Below are 21,844 nucleotides of genomic sequence, written 5' to 3'. Positions count from 1 at the left end.
AGTCAGATGTAAGTTGTGGTGGTAAATAAATCTGTAAGGGCGCAAAGCCTGAGTACTAAGAAAAGCAATAGGGATATCTATGACAAACGATAATAAAACATACAAAATTATTCTGTTGGGGGCGCTGCCCGGAGTGGTGGATGTGCAGGCTCAGGCGGGCTTTGCCAAGCTGTTCAAGTTGCCGCCAGAGAAAGTAGAGCAGGTGTTTGCCAAGCCGCGCCGGGTGTTAAAAAGCGGCTTAACCTACGAGCAAGCGCAAAAGTATATGGAGCGTTTATCGCAGGTGGGTGTGGCCTGTGAAGTACACGAACAAGAGCGCGCAAGCGAATCCGTAACCGCGCCTGAAACGGGTGCTGCTACACCGCCACCTCCACCGCCCGCTGCCGGTGGCGATACCTCAGCCGCGGCACAACCCGAGCAGGGTAACAATCAAGCTCGCGATGTAGCCTTCGAGTTTACCGGTAACGGCTTTGAATATTTCAAAATCTGGATTGTGAATATTCTTTTGTCCATTGTGACTTTAGGCATTTATTCCGCCTGGGCGAAGGTGCGCAACAAACAGTATTTTTACGGCAATACGTATCTCGATGATGTGAGTTTTTCCTACACCGCCGACCCGGTAAAAATTTTGATAGGTCGCATTATCGCCTTCGTGTTTTTGCTGGTGTATACCTTCGCGGGCGAGTTCAGTATTCTGGCTGGCATAGTCGTGAGTTTGCTGCTGTTTATTTTCCTGCCCTGGGTGATGTGTAAATCACTGCGTTTTAATGCGCGCTACTCCAGTTATCGCAATGTGCCTTTTGCCTTTAATGGGCGCTTGGGCGAGGCGGCTATTGCGTATATTTTATGGCCGATTCTGGCGGTGATTACTTTGGGTATTCTCGCCCCTATGGCGTATTACCAGCAGAAAAAGTTTGTTTATGGTGAGCACGCTTACGGCACCAGCGAGTTTGATTTTTCTGCCGGTGTGGGCGCTTACTACAAAATTTTTGTGCTCACCTTTGTGATTTACGCGGTACTCTTGGGTGCGGCTTTTCTCTTGGGTAAGTGGCTGCCGGGCTTTACCAGTGTGGTGCTGATGCTCGCCGCCTACTTGTTCGCTTTTGCCTACTTTGTTACGGCTATGGCTAATGTGAACTACAACGCGATTAACCTGCGCGAGCACCGCTTAAAAGCCGATTGGCCACTGTGGCCTTATCTTTGGCTGATCGTTACCAACACCATCTTAATTTTATTGACACTCGGTTTATTTATCCCTTGGGCCAAGGTGCGTACCGCTCAGTACAAAGCCGATCACACCAGCGCCGAGTTTGTCGGCGATATGGAAGCCTTTGCCGCTGAAGAGCGCGAGAACGTGAATGCCCTGGCCGAATCTGTGGGTGATCTGTTCGATATCGAAGTGGGCTTCTAAGGTGGATATACACGGGCTTTGGTACAACGGTAAAGATTCCCGCAAATGCGAGGCGCTGTTGCGCCTCAGCTCGCAGGGGGAGGTACAGGTTGTTGCTCAGGGCAGTAACACGGTGCTGGCCCAGGGGCACGCCACCGCGCTTGAGGTGTCTTCGCGTTTGGGTAATACCGCGCGCTTTATTCGTTTCGCGGATGGCGCTGCTTTCGAGACCACAGAAAATGATGCGGTGGATGAAATGCAGCGCCAGTGGCAACCGGGGCTGTGGAGTAACCTGCTGCACAAATTAGAATCTCACCTTGGATTAGTGCTGGTTGCTACTTTGGTGGTGGCTGTTTTCGTGTGGGGCAGTGTGGTTTACGGCATTCCCGCTGCCAGCAAGGCCATTGCCTACCAGTTGCCGCAAGACACCTTGGATACCGTTTCTAAAGAGTCCATGAAGGTAATGGACCGGGTGTATTTCTCGCCCAGTAAACTAAGCGCGGAGAAAAAAGACGCTTTACAGCAAGCCTTTGCCCCGGTGCTGGCCGAATACCCAGAGCTGCCGTTAAAAGTGCTATTTCGCAGCGGCGGTGAACGCATAGGTGCCAACGCGTTTGCTCTGCCCGATGGCACGATTGTGTTTACCGATGAAATGATCGAGCTGGCCGAATCGAACGATGAGTTGCTAACGGTGCTGGCACACGAGATTGGCCATGTGGAGTTGCGCCACAGCTTGCGCTCGGTGATTCAAAACGCCGTATTGGGTTTTGCCTATGTGACCTTGGTGGGTGATGGTACGGCGATGGCCGATTTATTACTGGGCTTGCCGGTGCTGGCGACGACGATGTCTTACTCGCGCGACCATGAAACAGAAGCCGATCAGTTCTCTGCGCAGTATCTCGACAGTGCCGGTATCGATCGTCAGGCGTTTGTGGATTTAATGAGCCGCCTTGGTGAAACTATGCATTGCCAGGCGCTGCTGGAAGATGCCGACGATGTGGATGAAAAAGAGCTGAGCGATGCCGAGCGTTTACGTTTGTGTGAAGAGTTGGCCGCCGAGGCGGATAAAGACGAGTCGTCCCAATGGATTGACTACCTCTCTACCCACCCCAACTTAGAGCAGCGCCTGGAAGATTTTATGCGTTAAAAAACGCGTCTTTCAGTTCTTGATGTTGCTCGGCGCGCAGGCGTGGGCCGTACTGGGTGACCACAAGGGTTGCCGCCTTGTTGGCAAACTGTCCGGCGCGCTCATAGGTTTCGCCACGGCTTAATGCGTATAAAAATGCACCGGCGTACATATCGCCCGCACCATTGGTGTCTATCGCTTTGGCTTTTTCCGTGGGAATGTGCAACTCGCGCTCGCCATCAAACACCACCGAGCCCTCGGCGCCACAGGTAATCGCAAGGGTCTTGGCGACTGGCTTGAGCGCGGCAATGGCGTCTGCCAAGTTGTCTGTATCGGTGTAGCCCAGGGCCTCATCGCGATTGCAAAATAGTAAATCCACGCCCTCGCCAATCATCTCGGTCAAGCCGTCTTTAAAGAATTTCACCATCGCCGGGTCCGACAGGCTGAGCGCAATTTGGGTGTTGTTTTGGCGAGCCAGCTGATTGAGTTTAATGGCGGCAGCGCGGCCCGTTTCGGAGCTGACCAAATAGCCTTCAATATATGCCCACTTCGAGGCGGCAATGGCGGGCTCGTCCAGCTCGTTTACCGAAACGGTTTCGCTGATGCCTAAAAAGGTGTTCATGGTGCGCTCGGCATCCGGGGTAATCATTACCAGGCATTTACCGGTGATGCCTTCGGCTGTGCCGATATGCTTGGGGTAGGTAACCCCGGCGTCTTCGATGTCTTTCAGGTAAAAGTGGCCGTTTTCGTCATCGGCCACCTTGCACGAGTAAAAGTTGCGGCAACCAAAATAACCGGCGGCAATAATGGTGTTGGCGCCCGAGCCCCCGCTGGCGCGCTGTGAGGCCACCAGGTGGTCTTCCAGATGAGCAATCAGCTGGCCTTGACGCTCGGCGTCCACCAGTGTCATTACGCCCTTATCCACACCCATGGTGTTCAGGTCATCGTCACTAACGGTAATTTCCATATCCACCAGCGCCGCGCCGATGCCATAAATGTGGTAGTGCTCAGTCATAAATGCCTCTTAGGAATAGGGGGGATGTCGGACAGTTCACGTTTTTTATCCGCGTTTGCGGACTTGTCTGTGGTCCGATGATTGTAATCGGGCGCACATTATGCAAAATAACCGCGCTCCAGGCAAAGACACTGACCGAGACCCAATGACCAAACGCCGTACGCCAGCACCGCGCCGCCGCGCCCGCAAGAAAAAGCCTACTCAAAAGCGGCACGGCCGCTCTCTATTTAAAATTTTGTTGATCTACGCGGTCTTGGCCAGCCTGATTGTGGGCGGCTTATGGGTGGTGTACCTGGACTTTGTGGTGCGCGATAAGTTTGATGGCAAAAAGTGGTCGCTCCCGGCGCGGGTGTACGCCCGTCCGCTGGAACTGTACGAAGGCGCCGCAGTGACCCCAAACCTGCTGGAGTTGGAATTGACCGCACTGGGTTATCGCGCGGTTGAAAGCGTCAGCCGCCCGGGTTATTTCAGTCGTCACCGCGCGGGTGGCTATACCCGCTATCGCATTTACAGTCGCGGCTTTGAGTTTTGGGATGGCCGGGATAAAGCCTTGCTGTTCGATGTAGTGCTGGGCCCATCTGGGGTGGCCAGCCTGACGGCGCAGGATGAGCACATTCCACTGGTGCGTCTGGAACCGGAGCAAATTGGCGGCATCTACCCCACCCAGGCCGAAGACCGGCTGTTGGTGCAATTATCCGATTTACCACCCCTGCTGGGCGAGGCTCTGCTGGCGGTCGAGGACAAAGATTTTCTCGATCACTACGGCGTATCGCCCACAGCGATTGCCCGTGCCGCCTGGGTAAATTTGCGTTCGGGCCAAGTGGTGCAGGGCGGCAGTACCTTGACTCAGCAGCTGGTAAAAAACTTTTACCTCACCCACGAGCGCAGCCTGACCCGTAAAGCGCAGGAAGCGATTATGTCGGTGTTGCTGGAGGTGCATTACAGCAAATCGGAAATTCTGGAAACCTACATTAACGAGGTGTACCTGGGCCAGAGTGGTGCCCGTGCCATTCACGGTTTTGCCCTGGCGTCGCAGTATTATTTTCGCCAGCCCGTGTCTGAGCTGAACGCGCAGCAAGTGGCGCTGTTAGTTGGCTTGGTAAAAGGGGCTTCGTTTTATAACCCCTGGCGCAACCCCGAGCGGGCCACCAAGCGCCGTAATTTGGTGCTGAGTGTTATGCATCGCGAGGGGCTGATTAACGACGCCGAGCTCAAGCAGGCACAGGCGGCACCTTTGGGGGTGGTCAAACCTGGGCAGAACTCGCAAAGCACTTACCCCGCCTTTGTTGAATTGGTCAAACGCCAGCTGGCGCGGGACTACAAAGAAGAAGACCTGCGCAGCGACGGGCTGCGTATTTTCACCACTTTGTCGCCCATGGTGCAGCGCCAGGCCGAAGAGGCAGTGGCTAAGCGTTTGGATAATCTGGAGTCTGCCTACAAGGTGGACGGGTTACAGGCGTCGATGGTGGTGACTTCGGTGGGTGCCGGTGAAGTGCTGGCCATGGTGGGGGATCGCAACCCTCGCTACGCCGGTTTTAACCGTGCCCTGGATGCCCAGCGCCCGGTGGGCTCGCTGATGAAACCGTTCGTGTACCTGGCGGCGCTGGAGCAGCCTGCCGCTTACAACCTGGGCTCGCCCATCGCCGATGAGCCCGTGACGGTAACCAGCGACGACGGCAAACTCTGGGAGCCGCAAAACTACTCGCGCCAAAGTCACGGCCAGGTGCCGTTGATCGAGGCGTTGGCGCATTCCTACAACCAGGCCACCGCCCGGCTGGGTATGCAATTGGGATTGCGCCAAGTGGCTCATACGCTGGAGCGCGCCGGGTTTGACGGTTACATACCACCGGTACCGGCCATGACATTGGGCGCCATCGATATGTCGCCCTACGAGGTGGCCGGTATTTATCACACCCTGGCGGCCGAGGGTACTTACACCCCGCTGCGGGCTATTCGCGATGTGCTGACCGCCACCGGCGAGCCTCTTAAGCGTTATCCACTGCAAATAGAGCAGCGCTTTAGCGGTGCGGGCGTTTTTGAGCTGCAGTATGCGCTGCAGGCGGCGCTGCGCGAAGGCACCGGCAGGCAGGTGTACCACCGCTTCCCGGCTGACCTACCCCTGGCGGGTAAAACCGGTACTACCAATGATCAGCGCGACAGCTGGTTTGCCGGATTCAGTGGCGAGCATTTGGCCATTGCCTGGGTGGGGCGTGATAATAACGCCGAAACACCGCTGACCGGCAGCGGCGGCGCGTTAAAAGTGTGGGCGGATTTAATGAGCGAATTGCCCACCCGAGGCGTGAACACCGAAGCGCCCGAGGGGGTAACCTTTGACTGGATTGATCGGGCCTCGGGCAAGCTCAGCGCCGAGGGTTGTGAAGGCGCCATGTGGCTGCCTCTACACAGTGACTACCTCCCCAGCGACGCGGTAAGCTGTCGGCTTGATAACACAGGCGGCACACGCAGCTGGTGGCAAAGATTTTGGAATTGAGTATGAAAGACGTGAACAAAGCGATATTAATGTCCGGTGTTTTACTGATGTTGCTCGGCGGTTGTTCGACCACGTCGGGGCCAGGGGCGCCGGTGAGCGATGCGGGTGACGCGCCTGCGCCACCGAGCCAGCGTCAACCCGAGCAGGAACGAGCGCCCGAGCCAGAAACGCCCCCAAGAGACAACGGCGGCTGGCAAATCACCCAGCCGCCCTCCACGTCTGAAACCGCGCCGAGCACTCAACCTGCAACGCCCCGTGCGGCCGGTACCAATTCAGCGGTGAACTCGCTGTTGAATCAGGCCGACGGTTATTACCAGCAGTCCGATTTCAGCCGCGCCATTGCCAGCGCCGAGCGCGCCCTGCGCATCGACCGGCGCAGCGCCAAAGCGTATTTGATGCTGGCCCAGAGTTATTGGCAGATGGGCGGCATGAGTCAGGCCGAACAGTTCGCCCGCCAGGGGTTGCGCTACGCAGGGGATGACCGCGCGCTCACACGGGCGTTAAATTCAGTGTTGGCTGAGGTAGAGTAACGATACATCTACCCGAAAAACTCTTGATATCAGTGCACAAAAAAACCGCGCATCGCGCGGTTTTTTTTGTGGCTTTTTACGCGTTTTTAAAAACGTGCGTGGGTCAGGCTGGCATCATTTAGTTGCAGGGTTTTAACGCCGTTACTGGCATCAAAAATATCCGCACCGTTAGTCTCCAAGCTGCCATCGGCGTTGTTGTCACCGTAGTTATCACTCCAGTCGCAGTGGCGATCGAACTTGTAGCGCTGGTTGCTCTGCCCATCCAGAGTGACCGAGGCCGCCCAGGTATTGTCATCCACCAGTGTCATGGCGGTGCAGCCCCAGTTGTTGAAGGTACCGCGCACATACACGCCGCTCCAGTTACTGCTAAACCCGTCCAAGGGTTGCAGTTGGTAGGTCAGCTGCTGGTCGTTAACCGTGACTTGGTAGTGGCCGATCACGTTGGTAAAAATATCCCCACCGGTTTGCTCCAGCGTACCGTCGGCGCCATTGTCACCAAAGTTATAGCTCCAGTCGCCAAACACATCGAATTTAAATCGCTGGTTCGCCTGGCCATCAAAATACACCTCGGTTTGCCAGGTGTAATCGGCCACTAAGCTCATTGCCGTGGTGTCCCAGCTATTGGCGGTGCCGCGAAAATACAGCTGTTCAAAATTGCTGGCCGCGCCGCCATCGGTGGCGCTGATGGTAAGGCTCTCGTCGTCAGTGGCGCCCTGGTTATCGGTCACCGTCACGGTGTAGGTGGTGCTGCCCGCACTTTGCGGTGTAACGCTGATGGCGGCGCTGCTCGCACCGGTGCTCCATTGATAAGAGACAATACTGCCGTCTGGATCGCTGGAGCCGGAAGCGTCCAGGGTGACCTGAGTGCCCACCGAAACCTCGGTGCCGGGCGCGGCGATAATCTGGGCGGTCGGGGTTTGGTTACCGCCCGGTACGGCACCGCCGTGAATGGCCGAGGCCGATTCGGCGGGCACATTGAAGGTGGCATTGCCGCTGGCATCCACCTGAATAAGGGTTCCGCTGCACTCGTCTTCCCCGGCGAGAATATCGCAATAGCTGCCCTCGGGCATGCCGGTGTAGAGTGTCTCGCTGATGCTCTGGCTTTCGTTATTGATGACCACAAAGCCTTTATCGCCGCGCCCAAAGGCAATGGCGTTATCGCTGATGGTCACGGCGTTATCCAGGCTCCAGGCATCAAGGGTGTAGTTTCTAAAGCCCACCATATTGGCAATGTTGCCCCAGCGGTGCTGGCACACCCAACCGTTGGCATCGCAGCCGCCGGGTGCGGGTGGACCCATATCTGTGCCCGCCGTGGTGTTGGGGTCAAACTGGTAGCTGGACATCACTTTGGGGTAGCCATAGGGGTAGGCGAGCATAAACACATTGGCGAGATTGTACTTAGCGCCACTGTGATAGGTTAAATTGCCATTGCCGCCGTGGCCGCGCTCGCGGTCGTGGTTATCGATAAACACCAACGCATCGTTGGATGGCAGCAGGCCCCAGCTTTCCCCCAGGTTAAGCAGGTGTTTGATCTGGCCATTAAAGTTACCGGCCACGGCCGTGCCATAGCCCATTTCGGTGACAGGGCCCAAGTAGGTGTAATTAGGCGGTTGAATTTCCGAGGCCTCACCGGCGGCGCCAATCACCTCTAAAAAGACCCAGGGGTTACCGGCGGCGTTTAAGAATCCCTGAATGTCCGCAGGCGGCATGTGTTTTGAGGCATCAATGCGAAAGCCGTCGACCCCCATGTCGCTTAAGCGCTTAATGTAGGCACCGATGGTGTCGCGTACGTAGGGCAGGCTGTGGTCCAGATCCGGCATGCCGTACAACTCGCAGCTCCATACCGAGTTGGCATCGCCGTAATTGGTATCGCAGCTGGGGTGAAAGTGCTGCGGACCGAATTCAGGGTAATTTCGCGGCGACCAGGGTGTGCCGCCTATGCCGGTGTTGCCGCCGTCGAGATTATTCGCCATTTGGTTGACGACGATATCCGCGTAAATTTTTACCCCTGCGGCGTGGCAGCGGTTGATCATGTTTTGCAGCTCGGTTTCGGTGCCGCTGCGACTGGTCAGGTTTTGGTAGGTGATAGGCTGATAGCGCGCCCACCACTGGGAGATATTCACATGCTCGCTGGGCGGTGAAATCTGTACCGCATCGAAGCCTTTGGGGCCTAAAAAGGTTTCGCACTCCTGGGCGATATCGTTCCAGCTCCACTCAAATAAGTGCACAAAGGCACTGCCTGCCGAGGCGCTTTGGCTGGCGGCCAAAAGGGCGGCTGCGGAACTTAGCATTTTTACAGACTGTTTTAATTTCATCTCAGGTTCTCCAATTCATTATGATTATTGTCTTGAAGGCAGATATGACACGGACGTGAAAACAAAGAACTGCCGGCATGTTAGGTTTTGTAAATGCCGGTGCAAAAGCTAAGTCTGTAAACGGTTAGACTCCAAGATGCATACGTATGCAAGGTAATTGAATACGTATGCAGGTAATATTAGGTGTCAAATAAGCCACTTGGTCAGTGCATCTGAGGCAGAGCAATCCGTTGCTCTGAGGTTGACTCACACAATGCGTGGCGACCTGAGTCAGGTGAGCAGTTAGGCTGTAAAAGGTTTTGTAAATCAAACGAATCATTCACAGAGTGTACACTGACAAACTGGTATTTTGAGACTGAGTTCAATCAAGTTTTTACGGGAGTTTTTATGAGAGCATCCGCCGCCATAATAGTCATATGGTTATTCTCTGTGCTGGCTCAGGCGGCTGAGCCGTCCTTCGATGCGCGCTTAAGCCAATACGACTATCCGTATCCGGTGCAGCAGTTTGAGTTGCAAACCCAGCGGCAAACACTGGAAATGGCTTATATGCATTTACCCGCCGAAAAGGGCAAGCCTACGGTGCTTCTAATGCACGGTAAAAACTTTGCCGCCGATTACTGGCAGGGCACCGCCGAGGTCCTGCGCGAGCGTGGCTATGGGGTGTTAATGCCCGATCAAATTGGTTTTGGCAAATCATCCAAACCGGCGCACTATCAGTTTAGTGCCGAGGCGCTGGTCGCTAATACGCACGAGTTGGTACAAGAGTTGGGCATCAGTGACTTAGTGGTGATGGGACATTCCATGGGCGGTATGCTTGCCAGTCGCTATGCGTTGAATTATGCCGATCAGGTGCAAAAACTGGTTTTGGTGAATCCCGTCGGGCTGGAAGATTATCTAAAATACGTCGAGTACAAAGACCCTGAGTTTTTCTATAAAAACGAATTGCAGAAAACCGCTGCCGATGTGATTGCTTACCAAAAAAAGAACTATTATGACGGCAAATGGAGCGACGACTATGAAGCCCTCACCACGATTCACAAAGGCTGGATAAACGGCCCAGACTGGGAGCAGGTGGCCTGGAATAACGCCCAGACTTACGATGTGATTTTTACCGGCGCGGTGATTAACGAATTTGACCAGTTCAGCATGCCGGTGCATTTAATCATCGGCACCCGCGATACCACAGGCCCCGGACGAAACTGGAAAAAGCCGGGCGTGACTCGAACCCTGGGTCAATATGACAAACTCGGCAAAGCTGCCGCTGAGCGCATTCCCAATGCCACGCTACACGAGTTGGCTGACGTGGGGCATATGCCTCAGTTTGAGGCTTTCGAGCGCTACCAAAAAATTCTCAACGAGATTTTCTAAGTTTTTAAAAAGTGATACAGGCAAATTCAGTTTGCCCGTATCACTATAGTTATTGTCAGATGGAGCCGGGGTGCACTGCACTTTTTAGCGTCCAGCGTCCAGCGTCCAGCGTCCAGCGTCCAGCGTCCAGCGTCCAGCGTCCAGTGTCCAGCGTTCACTTAAAAAATCATCGCCACACAGGCGGCTAACAACAGCGCCATTGTGCGATTAAACCATACCAGTCTGCTGCCTTTAGCCAGCCAGTTGCGAAGTGCGACCCCGCCCAAGTTCCACGCCAACAATAAGGGTAGTGCGGTCAGGGCAAACAGCGGCAGCAGTAACCCCAGTGGAGCCTCGCTGAAGCCCGCGGTAATGAGTGATAGGCACATCATCCAGGCTTTGGGGTTAACCCACTGAAAGGCTGCACCTTGCCAAAAGCTAAGGGGCGCTAGCTTGTGCGGGCTGTTGCTGGTGGCGGCCGAACTTTTTAGCAGTCTCACCACCAAGTAAGCGAGAAAGCCCGCACTTGCAATACGCATCAAGGTCAGACTTACGGGGTAGCGTTCAAATAACTGCTCCAAGCCGGTGGCCAGCGCCAGCAACATCACCAGGCAGCCACCGATAATACCCGTGAGCAAAGGTAAAGAGCGCCGTACCCCGAAGTTGACCCCGGAGTTCATCAGTAGAAAGTTGTTCGGGCCGGGGGTGCCGACCATTACTGCAATAATTCCAAGTTGAGTTAACAGTGTTTCGTTCATGCTCGCTTCCCTGATTGTGGTGCAACAGGTATCAGAGTAAGTGGTTCGCCTTGATCGATACAGATTCACAAAAAGTATCTTGATGCGGTACAGTTTTATTCTTTGGTGTTCTGTACTGCCCGTCCCGGCGGCAACTGTACTGCTCGCTAAGTGAAAGCTGGCGTAGACTTTAGCAACCTGAGTAGCGAGGTATCTTATGCTGTATCGCGAGCTGGCTAATCGGCTGCAGACCTTAATTGACGATGAAATTTATCCGCCTGGCTCGGCCTTGCCCGGCGTGCGCAAGCTCAGTCAGCAGCATAAAGTCAGTGTTTCTACCGCTGTGAACGCATGCCAGGAACTGGAGCGCCGCGGCTTGCTGGAGGCGCGCCCACGCTCAGGCTATTTTGTGCGTCAGGCACTCTCTAAGCACAAGCCGCCGCGTATTCGCTCGGTGAGCAAAACGCCTAAGCCCGTGTCGGGGCAAGAGCGAGTGCTGCAGCTGGTGCAGGGTGCCAATAACCCGCAGATGGTTAATTTGGGCACCGCGATTCCAGCGGCGGATTTTTTACCCATCAACGTCATTGAAAAAGCTTTTCGCCAGGTATGGCGCGAGCAGCGCCGGCGCTGTGTGGGCTATGAATTTCCCCCGGGGGCGCCGGAATTACGGGCCCATATTGCGCGACATTTGGCGAGCTTGCAGTGCCGGGTAACGCCCGAGCAGGTATTAATAACCAACAGTTGTCAGGAATCTATTGCCATTGCGCTAAAGCAAATCACCCAACCCGGCGACATCGTGGTGTTGGAATCGCCGACTTACTATGGCCTGTTGCAGGTTGTGGAGCAGCTGGGATTAAAAGCGCTGGAAATCCCCACCGACCCGACCGAGGGTTTGTCTTTGGGGGCGCTGGAGTTGGCGCTGGAGAGCTGGCCGGTAGCTGCCTGCGTGTTTGTGCCAAGCTTCTCCAACCCTCTGGGGGTGTGCTTATCGGACGAGCGTAAGCAAGCACTATTGCGGTTGCTTACGAAGCACAATGTGCCTTTGGTGGAAGACGATATTTACGGTGAGTTGCCGTTAAACGGCCCCAGGCCAAGGCCGATTAAAAGCTGGGATACGCAAGGTTTGGTGTACTACTGCTCCTCGTCATCGAAAACCCTGGCGGCGGGTTTGCGGGTCGGTTGGTTAGTACCCGGTAAGAATATCAAGCGTGCCGAATATCTGCAGTTTATCAATACCGTCAGTGTAAACTCGCCGGCGCAGCTGGCACTGGCCGAAGTGCTGGACAAAAGCCGCTACCAGAGGCTGATTCGCGGTATGTGTGGCGAATACGCGCATGCTGTGGCGCGTATGATTGACCGGGTGAGTCAGTTATTTCCGGCCGATACCCGTATCAGTCGCCCTGCCGGCGGGTTTGTGCTCTGGGTAGAGTTGCCGGGCCGGGTGAACACCTCTGAACGTCTGGAGGCCGCTATGGCCGAGGGCGTGAGTTTTGCTCCGGGCAGTTTGTTTTCCGCTACGGGTAAGTTTGGCAATTGCCTGCGCCTGAACTGTGCGGTGAAGTGGGACGCCCGGGTCGAGCGGGGGCTGTTGACCCTGGCAAAATTGCTGGCCGACTAAGCATAATGGTTTAAAGATTAATCCAGATCTGCCCTGCAATCACCAACACGGCAATCAGCGTCCAGCCACTGTAGAGCAACAGCTTCTGCGATATTTTACCCTGGCGATAAAACTTAAAGCCCAGCAATAGCACTGAGGCGATCAGCGTTTGCAGTACCAGCAGCCAAGTGGCCTTATAGACGCTGGTCATGGTCGGCTCGAGACCGGCCAGCAGCGCAACTAAGCCCACCACCGCGAAGGTAAATAACAGCCAGCTGAAAATTTTTAAATAGTGCAGCACAAGGGCGGCTCCTGTTGGCCTTAGGCGGCTATCGGCTCAGCGTTTTGCCTCACAAGTAATAGCTCGCCACTGTCATGGCTTTAGATGTGAGCGTCATAGTGGCTTTGACCGGCGCCGGAAAACGCACTCCACCGGCCTCTATGGCGGTGTGGGCGTGGCGGGCCTCGTCGTCCAGCATTTGCTCAACCACAATGCGGGATTTGTTGTCGGCTGGGGGCAGGCTTTTAAGGTGAGATTCCAGATGTTTGCACACCTGCTCTTCGGTGGCGGCGACAAAGCCCAGGCTGATTCTGTCGCTGATGAAGCCTGCCGTGGCACCAATGGCAAAGGAGGCGCCGTACCATAGAGGGTTCAAGTAGCTGGTGTGACTGCCGAGTTCATCCAGGCGTTGCTGGCACCAGAAAAGGTGGTCTTCTTCCTCGTCTGCGGCCTCTTGCATTTGCTCGCGTACCTCGGGCAGCTTCGCCGTGAGCGCCTGGCCTTCGTACAACCCCTGGGCACACACTTCGCCGGCGTGATTGACGCGCATCAGCCCCGCGGCGTGGCGTTTCTCGTTACTGCTAAGCTCCGGTTCGGCCAGCTCGCTTGCCGGGCTCGGGCGGGTTTTAACCGGCCGTCCGCCCGCCATGGCTTTTAAGGTGCGGTCGGCTTTGAGTACTAGTTGATCCAGTATGGAATGCTGGCGCATCGCGGCATAGCCTCCAGTTTTAAAGGGGTCCGTTTACTGGGTTAGTATGCCATGTTTGTCCACTACCTTCTGCAGCTCTCGGGTAAAATCTGCAGCCATGTCTTTATGTTTGACATTGAGTAGTGGTCCAGCGTCTATTGAGAAAAGTTCGCCGTTATTAAACACCTGGCCGCTGAGGCTGGTTTTTTGCGCTGCAGCCAAAAGCGAGATTTGTGGGCCAATGCAATGGGTGATCCGGCCAAAAGAGAGCATACGCAGACCTGTCTCATAATTGGTCACCGCAAAGGTGGTGGGGGCAGTGTCCGCGGCGGCTGATACATGCTGTCTAAGCCAGTCAGGGCCGGCATTACTGCCCGAGACATAGCAGATGTTGTTTTCTGGGCGCATCAATTGGCCGATGGATATTTGACCCGGTTTACGGCTCCAGATATTAATAGTGGAGCTTGCGACTACTACTGGGATCGGAATCAGGTGATCGTCTTGGCTGCTGCCTTGGGTGAAATGCTCGGTAACACGTGCGCATTCACCATCGCTCATGCCGGAGCGGGCCTCGGCTAGCGAGCGCTTAGAGGGGCGATGTTGCATCTCAAAACCATAGCCCAAAGCGGCAAAGGCTTCGCGATAGTAACTTTCAAGGATTTTAAGGCTGGGAATTTCCTTGGCTACAGAGCAAGTAAAAACAATGGTGGGAGTGGCCGAGCTAGGCTGGGGGTGAGCGTCGAAGGCGGTAAATAACCCGATTAATAAGGTAAGGTAAGCAATCACAACGATCCGGCCGGGTAGCAATGGAGTAGAGATTCTAGCGGCTATAGTCTTTCAGTCAAGTTGCACCCTCATGACATTGCGGCCAGAGTAAAACAAAAATCAGGAGCACATCGTGCAGTCGATTACGGAAATCAAGCAAATTATGGACGCCAGTATTCCACTGGTGGTGGTAGAGACATTCGAAGAAAAAAAGGTGGAGGAAATGCTGCTGGCAGTAGCGCGCGAGCGCTTTGCCAAGCTGGCACGCTGGAGTATCACCGACGGTTTGTCGACGTTAAGTTTTGGCCCCCAGTTAGCGGCCAAAGAAACCAAATATAACGAACCGGTTGAGCTGTTGCGGCATATTAAAGCCTCGCACGAGGCCTGCATTTATGTGCTGTGTGATTTTCACCCTTATCTGCAAGAGCAACCAGAAATTGTGCGCTTGATAAAGGATATTGCCCTCAATCATCTGGCAGTGCCGAATACGTTAATTTTTGTCAGCCATCGCTTAAAGCTACCGCAAGAGTTGTCTCGCTACGCTACGGGGTTCTCCATGCCTCTGCCCAGTGACAATAAAATTCTTGAACTGGTGCGCGAAGAGGCGCGGCTGTGGTCGCAAAAACACGGCGATGCGCGAATCAAAACCGACAATGTCACTTTGAAAAAGCTGGTGGCAACCCTGCAGGGATTGAGCGTGAGCGATGTACGCCGCCTGGTACGCGCGGCTATTTGGGATGACGGCGCGATCTCGGCGGACGATTTACCGCGTATTAACAAAAGCAAGTTTCAGCTGCTGGATTTAGAGGGTATTGTCAGTTTTGAAACCGAAGTGGATGACTTCGCTAATGTCGGTGGTCTGCATAATTTAAAGCGCTGGTTAGAGCAGCGGCGAGAGGCCTTTGTGCAGGATGACGCCAGCCTGGATAAACCCAAGGGCATTTTGCTGCTGGGCGTACAGGGCGGTGGTAAAAGCCTGGCAGCCAAGGCTGTGGCCGGTATGTGGGGCTTGGCATTGCTGCGTCTGGATATGGGCGCCTTGTTCAATAAATACATTGGCGAGACCGAGCGCAATCTGCGCGAGGCCCTGCAGCTGGCCGATGCCATGTCGCCCTGCGTATTGTGGATGGATGAAATCGAGAAGGCCATGAGTCAGGAGTCCTCGGACAATGGCACGGCGCAGCGCCTATTGGGCACTTTGCTCACCTGGATGGCCGAACGCCCCAGCAGAGTGTTTATTGTCGCTACCAGTAACGATATCAGTCGCCTGCCACCAGAGCTGATTCGCAAAGGCCGGTTGGATGAAATCTTTTTTGTCGACTTGCCCGATGCCGCCGTGCGCGCCGATATTTTTGCGATTCATTTGCAAAAGCGCGGACTGGATGCCAGCGCGTTCGATTTGACCGCATTAAGCAACGTCAGTGACGGTTTTAACGGTGCCGAAATTGAGCAGGCCGTGGTGGCCGCCGTATTTGCCTCCCAGGGCACGGGAGAGGAAGTAACCACGGGCTTGATAAGCGAGCAGTGCCGCAACACCAGTCCCTTGGCGGTGGTGATGTCGGAAAAAATTGCCCACCTGCGCCATTGGGCCGCTGAGCGAACGGTGCCCGCGTGATGTTGCAGCGCTGTAGTATTTTTATTGTTTGGCTGTTTCTGGTTGCCTGTTCCCCTGCCCCTGAGCTCGATTACCTGCCGCAAGATGCGGTCATTCTCGCGTTTGGTGACAGCCTAACCCATGGCACAGGTGCAGGCGAAGGGCAGAGTTATCCGCAGCAGCTGGCGCGCCTGATAGACCGCAAAGTGGTTAATCGTGGCATTCCCGGTGAAGTCTCGGCCGAGGGGTTGGCGCGACTGCCAGAGGTGCTGGACGAAGTGCAACCGGATTTGCTGTTACTGTGCCACGGCGGTAACGACATTTTACGCACGCTTAACATGCAAACGATGCAGCATAACCTGCAACAGATGATTGACCTTGCCCGCGCGCGAGGCGTGCAGGTGGTGCTGATTGGTGTACCCAAACGTTCTTTACTATTGCGTGAAGAACCTCTTTACGCTGAGTTGGCCGAGCAGAACGCCATCCCTTTGCTAGAGGATGTGGTTGCCGATGTGCTGGGGGAGGCGGCTTTACGCTCGGATAGAGTGCATCCGAACGCCGCTGGGTATGGTGTAATGGCCGAGCAGGTGAACCAGCTGCTGCGAGACTCCGGCGCGCTTTAGCGCCAGGGTTTATAAACCACCGGTGATGGTTGGGCGTGTCGAGATTTATCATCAGTGGCCCGAGACACCGGTAAATTGATTGTATAATGCACAGCACTATATTAATAACACAGAGGACAGTGTGTTGAGCCCACCTCAAGCGATTGACCCCACTGATCAAAACCCAGCATTACCGTCGCCAAAACGCGCACTGGCCTGGCTACTGCTTTTTGCAGTGGCATTTTTTCTCGCCGCCTTTGTATTTTTTATCGGCTACGGCGTTTACCTTTCGTTTAATAATTCAAATTTGTCGGCGGCGGAAGTCGACGCCCTAATGGGCAGCAACGGCCTTAGTCTTAATGTGATTGCCGCTGTTTATATTACGCAGTTTGCGGTGCTGGTGCCTCTGGTTATTGTAGCCTCGAATTTTCCCGAGCAGCACTGGTCGCAAACTCTGGCGCTGCGCCCGGTAGCCTTCAAATTTATGGCGCGATGGCTTGGCGTTTGGGGCGTTTTTCAAGTGCTGTGCGTGATCTTGCATCAGTGGGTGGATATTCCCGTGGATGATTTTATCGCCCAGATGGCGGGCTCCAAGAACCTGCTGATGAGCTTTGTGATCATTTTTCTCGCGCCGGTTCTAGAAGAGCTGGTATTTCGCGGCTATCTGTTTAAGGCTTGGCGCCGGAGCTGGTTGGGTTTTAGTGGCACCTTATTGCTGACCAGTACGCTTTTTGTGCTTTTGCACGTGGGCCAGTACCATCCTCTGGTTTTACTGCAGCTTTTTGTTCTGGCGCTTATGCTGGGTGTTGCCCGCGAACGTACAGGTTCAGTAATAACGCCTTGGTTGATACATACCGTAAATAATACCTTTGCGGTAATCGCATTGGTTTTTTGGGCATGAAAATCTCAAACTGTTAATAGGGCAGGTGGCAGCCGATATCTGGTTGCAATTCCATCGGCTTTTAAAGCGCTAGCCTGATTGTTGTGCTCGCCTAAATCAATTTGAAGACAATAGCCGGGAGTGAATGAGTGAAATCCAGTACGCTGTTTAAAGTTCTGTTCTACACGGCAGTGGCTACGGTGCTTGGCGCCTGTGCTGAGCAAGAGGCAGAGAAAAAGGGGCTTAGCCTTGAGCTATCTGCCTGTACGCGCGAGCCGCAAGCGCCGCCGCCAGTGGTTAACGGAGCAGAATGTGGCCAATTGTCAGTGCCCCTGGATTATCAGCAAGACGATGGCGAAACGATAAGCCTTGCGATTAAGCGCTGGCCCGCGATCAGCGCAGCCGCCGAGCCGGATCCTGTGTTTATTATTGCCGGGGGCCCAGGCCAATCGGCTATCGATGTTTCCGATCGGCTCTTGCCGGTATTTTTTAACCTGCGCAAAAAGCGCGATATTGTTTTTGTGGATCAGCGCGGCACGGGTGGGTCATCCCCCTTACACTGCGAATTAAAGCAGAACTTATCCCTGGCGCAACTCAGTGCCGACTCAGAAGCCGAGACTCTAAACGAGCTGCAAGCCTGCGCGCAGCAGCACAGTCAGCGTGCGCCTTTTATGCTTACCGCCGAGGCGGTTACCGATTTAGATGAGGTACGCAAAGCACTGGGCTATCGCCAGATTAATGTGTGGGGCGGCTCTTACGGCACACGGGTGGCCCTTCGGTACATGGCGAAATACCCGCATAACTTGCGCGCTGCGGTGTTGGATGGCTTGGCGCCCGCGACTATGTCAGTTCCCTATGTGATCGGTGCGGGCGCCAATCATGCTCTGGCTACCGTGTCCGATGAGTGCCTGGCGCGCCATGACTGCGGCTCGCGCTACGGCAATATCGAGCGGCAGGCCAAAGAGGTAGGCCAGAGGTTGCTGGCCGATCCGGTCACGCTGAGCATTCCCAATCCACTAACCGCTGAGCCTGAAACAATCCTGCTGGATGCTAAAAAGTTTGCCGCTTTGGTACGTATGGCTTTGTACGATCGTATTATGTCGAGGCTTTTACCTTTTACCATTCATGCCGCCGCCGCTGGCGACTATCAGCCCGTGGCGGCACTAGTAAGTCAGTTTCTGGTGGATGAGTCGCAGTTGAATATCGCCATGGGTATGCACCTGAGCATTATGTGCAACGAGGATGCAGGGGTAACTCCACTGCCCGAGCGCGAGGATTTCCTTGGTGTGGACCTCGCGGCAACCATGCTTCAGGCCTGCGAGTTTTGGCCCGCTGCCGAGGTAAGCGACGACTATTACACGCCTGTGATATCCGACGCGCCTGTGCTTTTGTTATCGGGTCGCGCTGACCCGGTTACGCCGCCCAAGTGGGGTACTCAGGTTGCTGAGTCTCTCACCAACGCGACGCACTTGGTGGCAACTGGTGCTCATCACGGCGTAACCTTGCAAACCTGTGCCGGTAGTGTGGTGACCGAATTTATTCGCGACCTGGCAGTTGGTGAGCGCAGCGTCAAGTGTATGGATGCCATTGTCCCTATGCCGTCATTTTTGCACGGAGTCTCCAATGATTGAAATCAATAACGTCAGTAAACACTTTGGCAAGGTCACGGCGCTGGATGGCGTATCCATGCAAATCAATGACGGCGAAATTGTAGGTTTGCTGGGTTTAAACGGCGCGGGTAAATCCACCTTAATGCGAATGACCTACGGCCTAGTGCAGCCCTCGGCAGGAGAGATTTTTATCGACGGCATTAACGCCGTCAGCGACCCCGAGCGCACCCGCTCACTGCTGGGCGTGCTGCCCGACAATGCCGGCTTGTATAAACGCCTAACCGCCCGCGAGAACATTTTGTATTTTGGCCGCTTGCAAGGCATGGACGAAAGTGCGTTGAATCAGTCGTGCGACGAGTTAATGGATATTTTAGGCATGGGAAGCATTGCAGGGCGTTATGCCGATGGATTTTCGCTGGGCGAGCGCATGAAAACCGCGCTGGCAAGGGCCATTGTGCATAAACCTAAACACATTTTGCTGGACGAGCCTACCAACGGTCTGGATGTGATTACCACCCGCGCGGTGCGCAAGCTGCTGCGCCAGCAAAAAGCGGCCGGGCGCTCGGTATTGTTTTCCAGCCATTTAATGTACGAAGTGGAAAATTTGTGCGATCGGGTGTTAGTCATTGCCGGTGGCAAATTGGTGGCGGGCGGTACCGTGGCGGAGGTGGTGGCTGCCGCCGGTTGCAACAGCTTGGAAGATGCATTTGTGACCCTGTCGGAGGCGCCAGAGTATGTGGTTTAAGCAAATTAAAGCCGTGTGTTTAAAGGAAATTAAAGACGCGGTGCGCGACAAGCGCGCGATGAAACTCGCGTTTCTGCCACCGGTTTATATGGTGTTTTTCTTTGCCATGGGTATTGGTATGGCGATTCACTTTCAAAACACCGAGGAGCGCAATATCGAATTATCAGTGGCGGGCAACAATCAGGCCCTGACCAATTGGCTGCGGGAAAACAGTCTGGATATCAAAGCCGCTCCCGATGATGCCTATGGCGCCGTAGAGCAGGGCGAGTTGGATTACGTGTTAATACTCGAGCAGGTCGAGGCGGACAACCCGCGCGCACCACGCAGTGCCACTTTGGTGTACAACGCTTCCAACCAAAATGTGCATGGCCCTGTGGGGGAAATTCGTCGCCTGCTGTACCAGTACAATGGCATGGAGGCGGCGTTAAATGTAATGGCGCGTGGCCTGAGCCCCAAGCTAATTAACCCCTTAGTGATTCGCGACTCCAATGTCGCCAGTGAACAACAAATGGGCGGGCTTATTTTGGGGGGCGTGCCGCTGCTGCTGTTGATGTGCGCGATGATGGGCAGTATGGGCTTTGCCGCCGATATGACCGCAGGAGAGCGCGAGCGTCGCTCGCTGGAGCCATTGCTGATAAACCCGGTGTCGTCTTTAGTGCTTATTGTCGGTAAATGGGCAACCGCCGTGTTGCTCACCTTGGCGGTGGTACTACTGTGTTTGCTACTGCTGTTTGTCGCACTGTACTTTTTACCCTTTAATCAAATGGGGTTGCGGGTAGAGGTAGGCCCTATGGCGATGGCGGGAATATTCGTGGCGCTAATACCCGTGGCTTTTATCGCCGCCGCCTTGCAGCTGGCGCTGGGCATTCTGTCGCGTTCATTTAAAGACGCGCAAACTTACATGGGCTTTTTAATCCTGCTGCCCATGGTGCCGTTTTTTATCATGATTACCAACCCGGGCCTCTACCAGAGCTGGCACCTGTGGGTGCCTATGCTGGGCCACCAGACGGTACTTAAAGGGTTGCTGCTGGGAGAGGCAGCGCCGTTACTCGCGTATCCGGCATTTTGGTTGAGCGCAATACCGCTCACCTTGCTGGCGCTGTGGGGGGCGGGGCGTCAATTGCGACGGGCGAAAATCGTTTATGGTTAAGCACGCCCTGTTGCTTGTTACCCTGGCTTTATTGTCTGGCTGCTATTACCTGCAAAAGCCTACTGCGCCAATGGAGCAGGCCTACTACCCGGCACAAAACGGCTATCAGCTAAGGGCACAGGCGCCAGCACACCGCCAGCGCGATCTGCTGATTATGCTGCCCGGCATGGGTGACAGCATTGACCGCTTTACCCGCGAAGGGCTGATTGCACAAGTTGCCCATGTGGACTTGCCGCTGGATGTTGTCGTGGTCAATGCGCACTTTAACTACTATCGCTCACGCACACTGCTCGAGCGCTTACACCAGGATGTACTGCTCCCGGCGCAAGCGCTGGGCTATCGGCGGGTACACCTGGCGGGTGTATCGCTCGGCGGCTTTGGCGCTCTGCTATACTGGCGCGAATTCGCTGGTGCAGACCCGGGCGGCCCCGAGTTGGGCGCCGTTTTACTGCTCACGCCCTATTTGGGCGAGCCCGAGTACTACCAACACCATATCAACCCGGGCGCAGCTGCCAAGGCTCGGGGCGAGGAGAAAAACCTGTGGCCCTGGCTCGATTCGCAACAGCCGGCGGCTCGACAGCATTGGTATATGGGTATGGCTCGCGAGGATGATTTCTTTCGCGCAAATCAGTTGTTGGCCGAGCGCCTGCCTGCTGCGAACAGTGCGACCGTTAACGGCGGCCACAATTGGCAATCATGGCGCGAGCTGTGGCCCCAGCTGTTGGCAAACTTAAAGCGTGATTTTTATTCCAAGGTACAAAATTATGAGTAACACCTTTCATTTAGAGGGTAGTGAATTTATCACCCTCAATAACCTGCTTAAAGTTGAGGGCTGGGTTGAAAGCGGTGCAGTCGCCAAGCAGGTTATTGACGCGGGAATGGTCAGCGTGAATGGCGTAGTGGAAACCCGTAAGCGTTGCAAAATTACCGCCGGGCAAGAAGTCTCCTTTAACGGTGAAAGCATTACGGTTGTGGAGTAAAC

Annotated in this window: 20 protein-coding genes; 14 read left to right on the top strand and 6 right to left on the bottom strand. The window is 54.9% G+C overall.

Annotation, left to right across the window (positions count from 1 at the left end; all coding sequences use genetic code 11):
* The first annotated feature begins 79 nt into the window (after positions 1-79).
* Together NHM04_RS05810 and NHM04_RS05805 are read left to right on the top strand one after the other, a co-directional pair.
* Positions 80-1,411: a YjgN family protein gene (locus NHM04_RS05810; RefSeq protein ID WP_254266055.1), complete on the top strand. Its 1,332-nt coding sequence runs from the start codon at positions 80-82 to the stop codon at positions 1,409-1,411.
* Positions 1,359-2,537: a M48 family metallopeptidase gene (locus NHM04_RS05805; RefSeq protein ID WP_254266054.1), complete on the top strand. Its 1,179-nt coding sequence runs from the start codon at positions 1,359-1,361 to the stop codon at positions 2,535-2,537. The genes NHM04_RS05810 and NHM04_RS05805 overlap by 53 nt, the downstream gene beginning before the upstream one ends.
* Here NHM04_RS05805 and NHM04_RS05800 read toward each other — a convergent pair.
* Positions 2,527-3,531, bottom strand: a complete 1,005-nt coding sequence (locus NHM04_RS05800; protein WP_254266053.1) for an adenosine kinase — start codon at positions 3,529-3,531, stop codon at positions 2,527-2,529. The genes NHM04_RS05805 and NHM04_RS05800 overlap by 11 nt on opposite strands.
* Positions 3,532-3,631: 100 nt before the next feature.
* Between NHM04_RS05800 and mrcB the strand changes: the two genes are divergently transcribed.
* Both mrcB and NHM04_RS05790 read left to right on the top strand, forming a co-directional pair.
* Positions 3,632-6,022 carry a penicillin-binding protein 1B gene (gene mrcB, locus NHM04_RS05795; RefSeq protein WP_254266052.1) on the top strand — a complete coding sequence of 797 codons (2,391 nt, stop codon included), beginning with the start codon at positions 3,632-3,634 and terminating at the stop codon, positions 6,020-6,022.
* A 2-nt stretch (positions 6,023-6,024) separates the two neighbouring features.
* Entirely contained in the window at positions 6,025-6,552 is a 528-nt protein-coding gene (locus NHM04_RS05790) for a lipopolysaccharide assembly protein LapB (protein WP_254266051.1), read from the top strand.
* A gap of 86 nt (positions 6,553-6,638) precedes the next feature.
* On the opposite strand, the gene NHM04_RS05785 is transcribed toward NHM04_RS05790, so the two are convergent.
* Positions 6,639-8,867, bottom strand: a complete 2,229-nt coding sequence (locus NHM04_RS05785) for an alpha amylase C-terminal domain-containing protein (protein ID WP_254266050.1) — start codon at positions 8,865-8,867, stop codon at positions 6,639-6,641.
* 387 nt (positions 8,868-9,254) lie between these two features.
* Here NHM04_RS05785 and NHM04_RS05780 point away from each other — a divergent pair, with 387 nt between their 5' ends.
* Entirely contained in the window at positions 9,255-10,235 is a 981-nt protein-coding gene (locus NHM04_RS05780; protein ID WP_254266049.1) for an alpha/beta fold hydrolase, read from the top strand.
* Positions 10,236-10,393: 158 nt separating this feature from the next.
* On the opposite strand, the gene NHM04_RS05775 is transcribed toward NHM04_RS05780, so the two are convergent.
* Complete coding sequence (locus NHM04_RS05775) at positions 10,394-10,972, bottom strand: LysE family translocator (RefSeq protein ID WP_254266048.1); 579 nt, start codon at positions 10,970-10,972, stop codon at positions 10,394-10,396.
* A 196-nt stretch (positions 10,973-11,168) separates the two neighbouring features.
* On the opposite strand from NHM04_RS05775, the gene NHM04_RS05770 reads away from it, so the two are divergent.
* Positions 11,169-12,569: a PLP-dependent aminotransferase family protein gene (locus NHM04_RS05770; protein WP_254266047.1), complete on the top strand. Its 1,401-nt coding sequence runs from the start codon at positions 11,169-11,171 to the stop codon at positions 12,567-12,569.
* A gap of 10 nt (positions 12,570-12,579) precedes the next feature.
* On the opposite strand, the gene NHM04_RS05765 is transcribed toward NHM04_RS05770, so the two are convergent.
* From NHM04_RS05765 to NHM04_RS05755, 3 genes are read right to left on the bottom strand one after another with little or no spacing between them, the layout of a single operon-like run.
* Positions 12,580-12,849 (bottom strand): hypothetical protein, encoded by a 270-nt coding sequence (locus tag NHM04_RS05765; protein ID WP_254266046.1) that lies wholly within the window; start codon positions 12,847-12,849, stop codon positions 12,580-12,582.
* Positions 12,850-12,898: 49 nt separating this feature from the next.
* Positions 12,899-13,537 carry a 2-polyprenyl-3-methyl-6-methoxy-1,4-benzoquinone monooxygenase gene (gene coq7 / locus NHM04_RS05760; protein ID WP_254266045.1) on the bottom strand — a complete coding sequence of 213 codons (639 nt, stop codon included), beginning with the start codon at positions 13,535-13,537 and terminating at the stop codon, positions 12,899-12,901.
* A gap of 33 nt (positions 13,538-13,570) precedes the next feature.
* On the bottom strand, positions 13,571-14,302 hold the full coding sequence (locus tag NHM04_RS05755; protein WP_254266044.1) for a hypothetical protein: 732 nt from the start codon (positions 14,300-14,302) through the stop codon (positions 13,571-13,573).
* Positions 14,303-14,414: 112 nt separating this feature from the next.
* Here NHM04_RS05755 and NHM04_RS05750 point away from each other — a divergent pair, with 112 nt between their 5' ends.
* The 8 genes from NHM04_RS05750 (at position 14,415) to ybcJ (ending at position 21,842) form a co-directional block, all read left to right on the top strand.
* Complete coding sequence (locus NHM04_RS05750; protein WP_254266043.1) at positions 14,415-15,896, top strand: AAA family ATPase; 1,482 nt, start codon at positions 14,415-14,417, stop codon at positions 15,894-15,896.
* Complete coding sequence (locus NHM04_RS05745) at positions 15,896-16,498, top strand: arylesterase (protein WP_254266042.1); 603 nt, start codon at positions 15,896-15,898, stop codon at positions 16,496-16,498. The genes NHM04_RS05750 and NHM04_RS05745 overlap by 1 nt, the downstream gene beginning before the upstream one ends.
* A 121-nt stretch (positions 16,499-16,619) precedes the next feature.
* A complete protein-coding gene (locus tag NHM04_RS05740; protein WP_254266041.1) occupies positions 16,620-17,378 on the top strand; it encodes a CPBP family intramembrane glutamic endopeptidase in 759 nt (252 codons plus the stop codon).
* Between the two features lie 128 nt (positions 17,379-17,506).
* The gene (locus NHM04_RS05735; protein ID WP_254266040.1) at positions 17,507-18,988 is read left to right on the top strand and encodes an alpha/beta hydrolase; all 1,482 of its coding nucleotides are present in this window, start codon (positions 17,507-17,509) and stop codon (positions 18,986-18,988) included.
* Entirely contained in the window at positions 18,981-19,712 is a 732-nt protein-coding gene (locus NHM04_RS05730) for an ATP-binding cassette domain-containing protein (protein ID WP_254266039.1), read from the top strand. Before NHM04_RS05735 ends, NHM04_RS05730 begins: the two co-directional genes overlap by 8 nt.
* Positions 19,702-20,862 (top strand): ABC transporter permease, encoded by a 1,161-nt coding sequence (locus tag NHM04_RS05725; RefSeq protein ID WP_254266038.1) that lies wholly within the window; start codon positions 19,702-19,704, stop codon positions 20,860-20,862. Before NHM04_RS05730 ends, NHM04_RS05725 begins: the two co-directional genes overlap by 11 nt.
* Entirely contained in the window at positions 20,855-21,634 is a 780-nt protein-coding gene (locus NHM04_RS05720) for a hypothetical protein (RefSeq protein WP_254266037.1), read from the top strand. The genes NHM04_RS05725 and NHM04_RS05720 overlap by 8 nt, the downstream gene beginning before the upstream one ends.
* Entirely contained in the window at positions 21,627-21,842 is a 216-nt protein-coding gene (gene ybcJ, locus NHM04_RS05715) for a ribosome-associated protein YbcJ (protein WP_254266036.1), read from the top strand. Before NHM04_RS05720 ends, ybcJ begins: the two co-directional genes overlap by 8 nt.
* The last annotated feature ends 2 nt before the right edge of the window (positions 21,843-21,844 follow it).

Origin of the sequence: Gilvimarinus sp. DA14, from assembly GCF_024204685.1 — a bacterium.
Taxonomy (GTDB): domain Bacteria; phylum Pseudomonadota; class Gammaproteobacteria; order Pseudomonadales; family Cellvibrionaceae; genus Gilvimarinus.
Note: the sequence above shows the minus strand (reverse complement) of the source record. Positions and strands in the feature narration are given on the sequence as shown.